Source organism: Candidatus Burkholderia verschuerenii (assembly GCF_001189365.1).
GTDB classification, from domain to species: Bacteria; Pseudomonadota; Gammaproteobacteria; order Burkholderiales; family Burkholderiaceae; genus Caballeronia; species Caballeronia verschuerenii.
The window spans coordinates 1-10,740 of record NZ_LFJJ01000039.1 but is presented as its reverse complement, the minus strand read 5'-3'; the positions used below and the strand labels follow the sequence as shown (position 1 = coordinate 10,740).

Here is a 10,740-nt window from a genome sequence, read left to right as displayed (position 1 = left end):
AGTTTCGCTCCACGCTTCCTCCCCACGGTCGGTCGCCCTTCCGCAGTTGCGCTTCACTTCGCTCGCTGTGGTCAACTTGCCGCGCGACTTGCACCCGCAAGAGTGCGCCCATGCTGGGCGCACAAGACAAAGCCGGCTTGCGCCGGCTCTGCTGCCCTCGGAATGGGCCAATATATTTTTCAGGCTCTATGCAGCCTTATTTGGCCTTCTGGCTGATTTCGTGATTCGCCATGATCTCGAGCGCGCGCACCATGCCCGAGTGATCCCAGGCCTTGCCGCCGTGCGCGGAACACGCGTTGAACAACTGCATGCACGTCGAGGTATTCGGCAGCGCGACGCCGAGCGCTTGCGCGGTCGACAACGCCAGATTCAAATCCTTCTGATGCAACTCGATCCGGAAGCCCGGATTGAAGGTGCGCTTGGTCATGCGCTCGCCGTGCACTTCCAGAATCCGCGACGACGCGAAGCCGCCCATCAGCGCCGTGCGCACTTTTTCAGCATCGACGCCCGCCTTCGATGCCAGCAGCAGCGCTTCGCCGACCGCTTCGATGGTCGCCGCGACGATCACCTGATTCGCGACCTTGCAGACCTGCCCCGCGCCGACTTCGCCGATCAGCGAGATGTTCTTGCCCATCATGTCGAACAGCGGCTTGACCTTGTCGAAGGTCGCCTGCGCGCCGCCGACCATGATCGTGAGCGATGCGGCCTTCGCGCCGACTTCGCCGCCGGAGACCGGCGCATCGAGATAATCCGCGCCTTTTTCGCGCACTTTCGCCGCGAACTCGCGCGTGGCGATCGGCGAAATCGACGACATGTCGACCACGATCTGACCCGCGCGCAGATTCTCCGCGACGCCGTTGTCGCCGAACAGCACGCGTTCGACGTCCGGCGTGTCCGGCACCATCAGAAAGATGATGTCGGCTTTCGATGCGACGTCGGCCGGGCTGTCGCACGCCGTGGCGCCTGCCTGCGTCAACTCGGACGGCACGCCGCTGCGCGTGAATGCCGCCAGCTCGACGCCGCCCTTGACGAGGTTTTCCGCCATCGGCTTGCCCATGATGCCCAGTCCGATGAAGCCTGCTTTTGTCGCCATGTTTTGCTCCTGTTTGAGGTTCGGTCAGTCCAAGAGTCCTGCGGACGTGCGCAGCTTACTCCTGCATGAAGTGTTTCTTCACGGCTTGCGCGGTATTGCGCAGCATGCCGAGATCGGCGCAGACGGCGACCATCGACGCGCCCATGCCGAGATACCGTTCCGCGTCCGCCTGCACGGGCGCGAGGATGCCGCTCGCCTTGCCCGCTGCTTTGGCCGCATCGAACACGCGGGCGATCGCCGCCTGCACGTCCGGATGATTCGCCTGCCCGATGTGACCATAATTCGCCGACAAATCCGATGGCCCGACGAACAGCACATCCACGCCCTCCACGGCGGCGATGGCATCGATGTTCTCGACCGCCACGCGGCTTTCGATCTGCACCGCGACACAGATATTGTCGTTCGCCACCTCGAAATAGTTCGCGACGGTGCCGAACCGGTTCCCGCGATGTCCCACAGACACGCCCCGAATGCCCTGCGGCGGATAGCGCGTCGCCGCGACGGCGCGCTGTGCCTGCTCGGCGTCGTCGACGAACGGAATCAGGAAGTTGACGAAGCCGCCGTCCAGCAGCCGCTTGATCGCGACGCTGTCGTTCGCGGGCGGGCGCACCACTGGCGCGGTGACGCTGTCCTTGAGCGACATCAGCTGCGGAATCAGCGTGATGGCATCGTTCGGCGCGTGTTCGGCGTCGAGCAGCATCCAGTCGAAGCCGACCACGCTGAGCAATTCGGTGACGATTGGGCTGGCAAGCGACGTCCAGCAGCCGATCTGCTGCTTGCGCTCTACCAGGGCTTTCCTGAATCCATTGGGCAACGGTTGATACGGTGTCGATGACGGCATGAGTGCCTCCGATTAGAAAGCTGAAAATCTGCGCGTCCGACACGGCATGTTATCAGACGTCTTAACACAGAGTACCGTCAAATCTTGGTTGTCAGGCAGAAGCGTTAACCCTTAAGCCACGTTTCATCGGTGTTACGCGCATGTCATGCTGCAATATTAGTTATACGATATCTTATAAGAATGACCGTTCGTTAATTGGCTTCACCGAATTGACGATCCGATCTGTCGGCGACATCATGCGTTGTCAGATGTCTGCCCGAAATGGCCGCATCGTCTGAGCGTTCCGAGGTCTGATGACATCTTTTATTCCATTTCCTAGCGCGCAAACATGGCCAGCCTGACCGATAAAGTCGTCGCAACACTCATCGAGGATATCGAGCGCGGCGCGCTGCGTCCCGGCGACAAGATTCCGACCGAAGCCGCGCTGATGAAGCAATTGTCGGTGAGCCGCTCGGTGGTGCGCGCAGCCGTGTCGCGATTGCAGGCGGCGAACGTCGTCGAGACGCGTCATGGCGTCGGCACGTTCGTGCTCGCGCCGGCGGACCGCGAATCGGTGCGTCTGGCCGACGCGGATCTGTCGAGTTTGCTCGACATCATGGCGATCATCGAATTTCGCATCGATCTGGAAGGCGCGGCGGCCGCGCTGGCGGCGGGACGCCGGACGGAACAGCATCTGACGCAGATCGCGGCCGCGCTCGGGCGATTCGAAACGCAAGTCGCCCACGGCAGCACCGATGTCGTGGAGCACGACGTCGAGTTTCATTTGCAGATCGCGCGCGCCAGCGGCAACCGCTATTTCTACGACGTGCTCAGCCAAATGGGCCGTGGCGTGAGTCCGCGCACGCGGCTCGCGAAAGAGGAGATTGCCGAGCTGGATCAGATCGAACGTCTGCGAAACGTGTTGAGCGAGCACAAGGCGATCTATCAGGCAATCGTCCGTCAGGATGCCGACGATGCGCGCGCCGCGATGCGTCTGCATCTCAGCAATAGTCGCGAGCAGTTGAGAGACGTGCATCGGGCTGCGTCGCATTGAACGCATGGTTTCGCTTTGGTTTTGAGCAGCGCTGCCTGCGCCTTTAAGTAAACAAGAAGGATCGTATGTATACATCGTAGTAATTAACAAGCTTGCCACTTTTCAGTGGATAACTACCTAGGCGCGTTTCGCGTCAAAGGTTTACGCGCTCGATAACTTCGGTATGAAGTCGCGGATTGCGACGCGAGGCTGGGACAACTTTCGGTCCGTTTCGAAAAACGCGAAGTTGTTCAGAAAGGGTGAACAGTTAACCTGGTGGGGTGCTAACAGGGTTGTCCACAAGCGCGGGGCGTTAGCGCATCCGCGCCTGATTCGCGCGAATGGCTTTTTCTATTGCAGCGAGCGTGGCGGGTCTGATCGGCAGATCGTCGGCGAAGCGGCGTAGGTCGGACGCGATATCGACGATACGGTCGATAGACTCGCCCGCTACCTTCTCCGCGATGCCCGCGCGATCCGCCAGCTTCAGCAATTGTTCGCGCGCGGGCGCACGCGCTTCGCCGCAGATGTCCATCTGATGCTCGCCGCCGGGACCCGCGTTGAACGTGAGGTCGTAGGCGGGCGAAAACCGCCAATGCCCTTCGCGCGTCATGAGGAACGAGAAGTTCTTCGCGTGATCGTCGCGATTGTTGAACACGACATTGAAGACGCATCGTTCGAAGGCGTGTTGCACTTCGCGTACGTCGCGCGTCATGAAGCGGGTCAGTCGAAGCAGCGCGACATAGTCCAGTTGCGGCACGCGAAAGTCGACGTGCGCGACGCCCGCAGCGGTATGCATCGGCACGCGCATGCCGTCGCTTCGATCGAACCGCTCGATGCCGAACGCGGACAACGCGCCGCCGAGGTCGAAGTAACGCGTCACGGGCATGCGCAATCCGCAAGCGATGGCGATCGCGCCGTACATCGACTCGACCGCGCAGACTTCGGCGTGCTCGTGCTGCGCCGGAAACTTGACGAGCCACGGGACACCCGCGCCCTGTTCGGTGTTCGACATGCGGTTGCTCGTCGCGTCGAAGTTGACCAGCACTTTCGGACGCGCACCGTGCGGCGATCCGCCCATCAGCGCGAGTTCGCGGAGCAGCGCCTCGCTTCCGTCGGTCGTCGTCATCGCTTCGCGGACTTCTTTTGCGAGCGTGAGCAATTCCACATCGTCGGGCGCGAGGCGATCGCCGGAATCGGGTTCGAAGGCGAGCGCGCCCATCGCCTTGTCGCCGATAAAGGCGAGCCGGTCGAGCGGCGACATACGCTGCGGATCGCGCCCTTGCCGACGGAACAGGCGATCCATCAGCAGCATGCCCCAACCGTCGGGCAAGGCGTCGCTCAGCAAGCCGGGCAATCGAAGCTGATGCGCGGGGAAATCGCCGAAGGCTTCCGCGCCGAGAGGCAGCTTGAAAGGCGACAACTCGAGTCCGCGATCGAGCGCGGACGCCGAATATTCGAACAGCAGATCACGACCGTCATCGGCCAATTGGCCAAGCTCGAATCGCTCGCCCCATCCGGCGTAGACGACGCTGAGTTTCTTCATGTTCGCGTTCTGGGTCGAGTTCGGGTCGAGGTGGCGCGCTCGCGTTTCGTGCTGGCGGCTTCCATCGCCTTGATGGAGCGAGTCTTGAGGTCGAAGAGCGCGCTGAAATGGCTCGCAAGACCGAGCGCCGACGCGACGCGGATGAGGTTGTCGAACGTGCCCTGACCGTTACGTTCGATGTTGCTGACGACGCGCACGGACACGCCCGCACGCGCGGCCAGCTCGCTTTGCTGGAGATTTTGCGCCAGCCGATGCTCGCGAAGGCGCTGGCCGATGACTTCGGCGATTTCGTCGGACGTGGCGAGATCAAAGTGCATTTTTTTGCGGGTAGAGCCTTCTATGGCTTGCTAAATCGCGAAAATTTGCAGGTTATCTTAGCACTGTTGCCACCGATTTACTAAACGCGAATTTCGCAATTCAAAGCGCTAAAAGCCTTTCAATACGCGATAAAACGCGTATTAAACGATCTGCGGCCGAAAAAAAAGCGCCCCAACCGAGGCGCTTTTTTCCCACTCACTCGCAACTCACTCCACCGTCACCGATTTCGCCAGATTCCGCGGTTTATCCACATCCGTCCCGCGCGCACAGGCCGTGTGATACGCCAGCATCTGCAACGGCACCACGTGCAGAATCGGCGACAACGCACCGTAATGCTCCGGCATGCGGATCACCTGAATGCCGTCCTCGCTGACAATCCGCGTGTCCGCATCCGCGAACACGTACAACTCGCCGCCGCGCGCGCGCACTTCCTGCATGTTCGACTTCAACTTATCCAGCAGCGCATCGTTCGGGGCGACTGTCACGACCGGCATCGCTTCCGTCACGAGCGCCAGCGGCCCGTGCTTCAGTTCGCCCGCCGGATACGCTTCCGCGTGGATGTACGAGATCTCCTTCAGCTTCAACGCGCCTTCGAGCGCGATCGGATAATGCAGCCCGCGTCCGAGGAACAGCGCATTTTCCTTGCGCGCGAACTCCTCCGACCACGCGATGATCTGCGGCTCCAGCGCCAGCACGCTATTGAGCGCCGCCGGCAAGTGACGCAGTTGCGCGAGGTACGCCGCTTCGCGCTTCGCGTCGACGAAACCGCGCATCTTCGCGAGCGTCACGGCCAGCACGAACAACGCGGTGAGTTGCGTCGTGAACGCCTTCGTCGATGCCACGCCGATTTCCGTGCCCGCATGCGTCAGAAACGCGAGTTCGGTCTGACGCACCATTGCGCTGGTCGCGACGTTGCAGATCGCCAGCGTGTGCTTGTGACCGAGCGATTGCGCATGCTTCAGCGCCGCGATGGTGTCCGCCGTTTCGCCCGACTGCGAAATGGTGACCACTAAAGACTTCGGATTCGGCACCGACTCGCGATACCGATACTCGCTGGCAATCTCCACCTGCGTCGGAATCTTCGCGATGGATTCGAGCCAGTACTTCGCCGTCAGGCCCGAGTAATAGCTCGTGCCGCACGCGAGAATCAGAATGCTATCGATCTCCGAGAACACTCCGGCCGCTTTCTCGCCGAAGAGGTCCGCGTCGAAGCTGTCGCTTTGCGGAATGGTGTCGGTGATCGCGCGCGGCTGCTCGAAAATTTCCTTCTGCATGAAATGGCGATACGGCCCGAGTTCCACCGCGCCGCCGTAAGCCGACACCACGCGCACTTCACGCTGCGCGGGCAAGCCGTCGCGATCGGCGATCTTCACGCCTTCCAGCGTGATCTCGACGACATCGCCCTCTTCCAGGAACGCGAAACGATCCGTGCTGCCGGCGAGCGCCAATGCATCGGATGCGAGGAAGTTCTCGCCCTCGCCCACGCCGACCACGAGCGGCGAACCCTGACGCGCGCCCACCACCGTATGCGGCTGATCCTTGTGAATCACCGCGATGGCATACGCGCCGTGCAGTTGCTGCACGGCATCGCGCACGGTCTGGAACAGATCGCCGCGATACATGCTGTGAATCAGATGCGCGATGACTTCGGTATCGGTCTGCGAGACGAACTCGTAGCCCTTGCCGCGCAGCATCTCGCGCAGCGCCTCGTAGTTCTCAATGATGCCGTTATGCACCAGCGCCACGGTATCGCGCGAAAAAATCGGATGCGCGTTGTGCGTGACCGGCGCACCGTGCGTCGCCCAGCGCGTATGCGCGATGCCCGTCATGCCGCTGAGCTGCGTCTCGCGCACCACCTGTTCGTCGAGATCGGCGACACGCGCCACGCTGCGCGCGCGACGCGGCTCGCCGTTGCTCAACACCGCGACGCCGCACGAGTCGTAGCCGCGATACTCAAGGCGGCGCAGTCCTTCGACGAGCACCGGGACAATATTACGTTGCGCAACCGCGCCGACAATTCCGCACATGGGCGATGATCCTTTGATGTTCTCGTTCACCGCGCGCATTCGATGCGCGCGCGCTTATTTCTTCTTTTTGGTCGGCCGGACATAGTCCGTGCGGCTGACCTGAGTCTTTTCGTTCAGCACCAGCTCGCCATTGCCGACATCCTTCCACACCGTCGTGCCCGCCGCGATCGACACGCCGTTGCCCACGCGCACGGGCGCGACGAGTTGCGTGTCGGAGCCGACGAACACGTCGTCGCCGATGATCGTGCGATGCTTGTTCGCGCCGTCGTAATTGCAGGTGATCGTGCCCGCGCCGACGTTTACGTGCGCGCCGATGTCGGCATCGCCGATATAGGTGAGGTGGTTCGCCTTCGAGCCGTGGCCGAGCACCGCGTTCTTCACTTCGACGAAGTTGCCGACGTGCGCTTCGTCGCCGAGTTGCGCGCCCGGACGCAGCCGCGCGTACGGGCCGAGCACGACGTTCGCGCCGGTGCTCGCGTCTTCGATATGCGTGTACGCATCCACGCGCGCGCCCGCGCCGATCGCGGCATCTTTCAGCACGCAGTTCGGGCCGATGCTCACGCCATCGCCGAGCGTCACGCGTCCTTCGAACACGCAGTTAACGTCGATGGACACATCCGCGCCGCATTCGAGCGTGCCGCGCACGTCGATGCGCGCCGGATCGGCGAGCGTCACGCCCGCGTCGAGCAGCGCATACGCGACATTGCGCTGATGCACGCGCTCCAGTTCCGCGAGCTGCACCTTGCTGTTCACGCCGAGCGTTTCCCATTCGGCGTCCGGCTGCGCGGTCACGACTTCCACGCCGGATTCGATCGCGCGCTCGACCACGTCGGTGAGATAGAACTCGCCCTGCGCGTTGTTGTTCTTCAGCGACGCGAGCCAGGTATCGAGCTGGCGCGTCGGCGTCACGATGATGCCGGTGTTGATTTCCGCGATGCTCAGTTCGTCCGGCGACGCGTCTTTCTGTTCGACGATCTTGCGCACGCCGCCGTTCGCATCGCGCACGATGCGGCCGTAGCCGGTCGGATCGTCGACATTGACGGTCAGCACGCCGTAGCGCCCGGGACCGGCGGAATCGAGCAGGCGCTTGAGCGTACTCGCGCGCGTGAGCGGCACGTCGCCGTAAAGCACCAGCGTGGGAACGGAGGGATCGAGCAGCGGCAGCGCCTGTTGCACGGCGTGGCCGGTGCCGAGTTGCTTGTCCTGCACGGCGAATTGGACATCGGGCGCGCCGACCATTTCGCGGACCTTGTCCGCGCCGTGTCCGACGACCACGACGAGCCGCGTGGGCTCGAGCGTTCGCGCCGTATCGATGGCATGAGAGAGAAGCGGCCGGCTCGCCAACGGATGAAGCACTTTCGGCAGAGCGGAGCGCATGCGCTTGCCCATGCCGGCAGCCAGAATCACGATGTTCATCGCTGAATACTTGCCTGTTTTCTAGGAGACTGCCATGGTAGCACGCAGTTTTTGCGATTCACGCACCTGACGCGACGCCGCAAAAAATTCCACAGAGCCTTGTGCCGCGCGGCTTACAGGTCGTCGAACTGGACGATCGATATGGCCTTGGACGGCGCCGCCGAGTCGCTCGCGCACGGTTCTTCGTCGAACGCGATATCGCCTTGCGGATCGGCCTGGCCGGTCGCGCGCAGACCGGCGAAACCGAACAGGTTGCGGTCCATCAGATGCGACGGCACCACGTTGGTGAGCGCATTGAACATGTTGTCCATGCGGCCGGGGAAACGCTTGTCCCATTCGTTGATCAGCGCCTTCATTTCCGCGCGCTTCAGGTTCGGCTGACTGCCGCACAGATTGCACGGAATGATCGGGAATTCGCGCAGTTCGGCGTACTTTTCCAGATCGCGCTCCTTCACATACGCGAGCGGACGAATGACGATGTTCTTGCCGTCGTCCGATTGCAGCTTGGGCGGCATGCCCTTGAGCTTGCCGCCGTAGAACATGTTCAGCAGCAGCGTCTGCAAAATGTCGTCGCGATGATGGCCGAGCGCGATCTTGGTCGCGCCGAGTTCGCCCGCCACGCGATACAGAATGCCGCGCTGCAGACGCGAGCACAGCGAACACGTCGTCTTGCCTTCCGGCACCAGCCGCTTGACGATGCTGTACGTATCCTGATTCTCGATATGGAACGGGATGTCGAGCTTGTTCAGATATTCCGGCAACACATGCTCCGGAAAGCCCGGCTGCTTCTGATCCAGATTCACCGCGACGATATCGAAATCGATCGGCGCGCGCTCGCGCAGACGCATGAGGATGTCAAGCATCGCATAGCTGTCCTTGCCGCCGGACAGGCAGACCATCACACGGTCGCCGTGCTCGATCATGTTGAAATCGCCGATCGCCTGACCGACTTGCCGCGCGAGCCGCTTGAACAGCTTGTTGTTCTCGTACGCTTCCTTCTGTTCGCGTTTGGTCAGTGCTTCGCGCGCGGGCTTGCCCTGATCTTCGGTGTTGTCGATGGCGTCGCGCGCGTTCATGCTCGTTCCTCTTTGATGCGAAAGACTTCGACGCCCACGGCGTCGCAATCGGGATAGACGTCGGGCTTTTCCGTCGATACCGCGACGGCGCGCACGCTCGGATGCGCCAGCAACGCGGCGGCGACGTCATCGCACAGCGTTTCCTGAAGATGGATATGGCCGCGCTTCACGCGATCGGCGATGGTCGAGCGCATGAAGTCGTAATCGACCACTTCCTGCAGTTTGTCCGCGACCGGCGTCGACAGTGCGAGCGGCACGTACAGCTCGACGTTGATCACGACGCGTTGCTCGCCGCGCTTCTCGAAGTCATGCACGCCGATATTGATGCGCACTTCGTAGTTGCGCAGAAAAAGCCGCCGGCAATCGGTCAGCCGGGGATGCGAAAGAGCGGCAAGCATGTGTTTTCCAGTAGTGAATCAGGGCGCGTCGTTCTTGTTCGCGCCGAACATGTACATCACGTCGCGCGGGCTCGGCACCAGATGCTGCCCGCCGTCGACGACCAGCGTCGTGCCCGTCACGCCATACGCGTTCGCCAGATAGCACGCGGCCTGCGCGATATCCTCCACGCGCGACGCGCGATTCAGCGGCGTCACGCGATGCGCCGCTTCGAACGTTTCGGGCGTCTGTCCGGGCGAAATCAGCGTGAGTCCCGGCGCCAGACCGGCAACGCGCAATTTCGGTCCGAGCGCCTGCGCCAGCGCGACGGTCGCGTTGTCGAGCGCGGCCTTCGTCAGCGTGTACGACAGGTAATCCGGATTCATGTTGTACAGCTTTTGATCGAGCACGTTGATGACGACGCCACGCTTTGCGTCGACATGCGCGGCATCGGCGGGCGTGATGTCGTGCAGCATGCGCGCCAGCAGCACGGGCGCGGCGACGTTGACCGCGGTCATCGCCAGCAGCTTCGCGTAGGTGAAATCGGTCGCGGTGTCTTCGTCGAATTGCGATGCGCAGTTCACCACGCAGTTCAATCCGCCGAAATACTCGACGCAGGCCGGCACCAGACACGCGACTTCGGCTTCGTCGCCGAGATCCGCTTTCAGCGCGACGGCGCGCCGGCCGAGCGCTTCGATTTCCGCGACGACTTCGTGCGCTTCATGCGCGGAGCCGCCGTAATGCACGGCGACTTCCCAGCCCTGACGCGCGAATTCGATGGCGATGCCCCGTCCGACGCGTTTGGCCGCGCCGGTCACGAGAACCGCGCGAGAACGAGGGTCGGATGCAGAAGACGGCGCGTTGGCGGAAGAAAACGGCGTGGAAGCGCTCATTTACAATACTGGGATGAATCTGTAACCAAACAACATTCAGCATACCGATTGAAGCTCGTCACAATGGAGTATCCATGGCATCCATTGCACGGCCAGCAACTTCAAGTGGTTCGCCGTAAGTGGCGAGGAGCCACGGAAGTCATTCA

The 10,740-nt window shown here is 62.1% G+C and carries 11 protein-coding genes; 2 read left to right on the top strand and 9 right to left on the bottom strand.

What is annotated here, in order from left to right; all coding sequences use genetic code 11:
- Positions 1 to 196: 196 nt before the first annotated feature.
- Positions 197 to 1,093 (bottom strand): 2-hydroxy-3-oxopropionate reductase, encoded by an 897-nt coding sequence (locus BVER_RS10000; RefSeq protein ID WP_050453169.1) that lies wholly within the window; start codon positions 1,091 to 1,093, stop codon positions 197 to 199.
- Positions 1,094 to 1,148: 55 nt separating this feature from the next.
- Positions 1,149 to 1,934, bottom strand: a complete 786-nt coding sequence (gene garL, locus BVER_RS09995) for a 2-dehydro-3-deoxyglucarate aldolase (RefSeq protein WP_050453168.1) — start codon at positions 1,932 to 1,934, stop codon at positions 1,149 to 1,151.
- A gap of 328 nt (positions 1,935 to 2,262) precedes the next feature.
- Between garL and BVER_RS09990 the strand changes: the two genes are divergently transcribed.
- Positions 2,263 to 2,967: a FadR/GntR family transcriptional regulator gene (locus BVER_RS09990; protein ID WP_050453167.1), complete on the top strand. Its 705-nt coding sequence runs from the start codon at positions 2,263 to 2,265 to the stop codon at positions 2,965 to 2,967.
- A gap of 292 nt (positions 2,968 to 3,259) precedes the next feature.
- On the opposite strand, the gene BVER_RS09985 is transcribed toward BVER_RS09990, so the two are convergent.
- On the bottom strand, positions 3,260 to 4,489 hold the full coding sequence (locus BVER_RS09985) for a type II toxin-antitoxin system HipA family toxin (protein ID WP_050453166.1): 1,230 nt from the start codon (positions 4,487 to 4,489) through the stop codon (positions 3,260 to 3,262).
- Positions 4,486 to 4,692: a hypothetical protein gene (locus tag BVER_RS36645; protein ID WP_502255022.1), complete on the bottom strand. Its 207-nt coding sequence runs from the start codon at positions 4,690 to 4,692 to the stop codon at positions 4,486 to 4,488. Before BVER_RS36645 ends, BVER_RS09985 begins: the two co-directional genes overlap by 4 nt.
- Between BVER_RS36645 and BVER_RS36640 the strand changes: the two genes are divergently transcribed.
- Positions 4,597 to 4,890, top strand: coding sequence for a hypothetical protein (locus BVER_RS36640; RefSeq protein WP_502255023.1), 294 nt, complete (start codon positions 4,597 to 4,599; stop codon positions 4,888 to 4,890). The two genes, BVER_RS36645 and BVER_RS36640, sit on opposite strands and share 96 nt — an antisense overlap.
- 123 nt (positions 4,891 to 5,013) lie before the next feature.
- Here BVER_RS36640 and glmS read toward each other — a convergent pair whose 3' ends face one another.
- The 5 genes from glmS to BVER_RS09955 all read right to left on the bottom strand — a co-directional run bounded on the left by glmS (position 5,014) and on the right by BVER_RS09955 (position 10,594).
- Entirely contained in the window at positions 5,014 to 6,834 is a 1,821-nt protein-coding gene (gene glmS, locus BVER_RS09975; RefSeq protein ID WP_050453170.1) for a glutamine--fructose-6-phosphate transaminase (isomerizing), read from the bottom strand.
- A 54-nt stretch (positions 6,835 to 6,888) separates the two neighbouring features.
- Positions 6,889 to 8,250 carry a bifunctional UDP-N-acetylglucosamine diphosphorylase/glucosamine-1-phosphate N-acetyltransferase GlmU gene (gene glmU / locus BVER_RS09970; protein ID WP_050453164.1) on the bottom strand — a complete coding sequence of 454 codons (1,362 nt, stop codon included), beginning with the start codon at positions 8,248 to 8,250 and terminating at the stop codon, positions 6,889 to 6,891.
- A gap of 113 nt (positions 8,251 to 8,363) precedes the next feature.
- On the bottom strand, positions 8,364 to 9,326 hold the full coding sequence (gene ttcA / locus BVER_RS09965) for a tRNA 2-thiocytidine(32) synthetase TtcA (RefSeq protein ID WP_050453163.1): 963 nt from the start codon (positions 9,324 to 9,326) through the stop codon (positions 8,364 to 8,366).
- Positions 9,323 to 9,724 (bottom strand): dihydroneopterin aldolase, encoded by a 402-nt coding sequence (locus tag BVER_RS09960; protein WP_050453162.1) that lies wholly within the window; start codon positions 9,722 to 9,724, stop codon positions 9,323 to 9,325. The genes ttcA and BVER_RS09960 overlap by 4 nt, the downstream gene beginning before the upstream one ends.
- An 18-nt stretch (positions 9,725 to 9,742) precedes the next feature.
- Positions 9,743 to 10,594 carry an SDR family oxidoreductase gene (locus BVER_RS09955; RefSeq protein WP_050453161.1) on the bottom strand — a complete coding sequence of 284 codons (852 nt, stop codon included), beginning with the start codon at positions 10,592 to 10,594 and terminating at the stop codon, positions 9,743 to 9,745.
- Positions 10,595 to 10,740: the final 146 nt, after the last annotated feature.

What these genes read in the sequence shown, in the direction of transcription:
- BVER_RS09990 (WP_050453167.1), top strand. Translation starts at nt 2,263, where the DNA reads ATGGCCAGCCTGACCGATAAAGTCGTCGCAACACTCATCGAGGATATC.
- glmU (WP_050453164.1), bottom strand. Translation starts at nt 8,250, where the DNA reads ATGAACATCGTGATTCTGGCTGCCGGCATGGGCAAGCGCATGCGCTCC.
- ttcA (WP_050453163.1), bottom strand. Translation starts at nt 9,326, where the DNA reads ATGAACGCGCGCGACGCCATCGACAACACCGAAGATCAGGGCAAGCCC.
- BVER_RS10000 (WP_050453169.1), bottom strand. Translation starts at nt 1,093, where the DNA reads ATGGCGACAAAAGCAGGCTTCATCGGACTGGGCATCATGGGCAAGCCG.
- garL (WP_050453168.1), bottom strand. Translation starts at nt 1,934, where the DNA reads ATGCCGTCATCGACACCGTATCAACCGTTGCCCAATGGATTCAGGAAA.
- glmS (WP_050453170.1), bottom strand. Translation starts at nt 6,834, where the DNA reads ATGTGCGGAATTGTCGGCGCGGTTGCGCAACGTAATATTGTCCCGGTG.
- BVER_RS09955 (WP_050453161.1), bottom strand. Translation starts at nt 10,594, where the DNA reads ATGAGCGCTTCCACGCCGTTTTCTTCCGCCAACGCGCCGTCTTCTGCA.
- BVER_RS36640 (WP_502255023.1), top strand. Translation starts at nt 4,597, where the DNA reads ATGGCTCGCAAGACCGAGCGCCGACGCGACGCGGATGAGGTTGTCGAA.
- BVER_RS09960 (WP_050453162.1), bottom strand. Translation starts at nt 9,724, where the DNA reads ATGCTTGCCGCTCTTTCGCATCCCCGGCTGACCGATTGCCGGCGGCTT.
- BVER_RS09985 (WP_050453166.1), bottom strand. Translation starts at nt 4,489, where the DNA reads ATGAAGAAACTCAGCGTCGTCTACGCCGGATGGGGCGAGCGATTCGAG.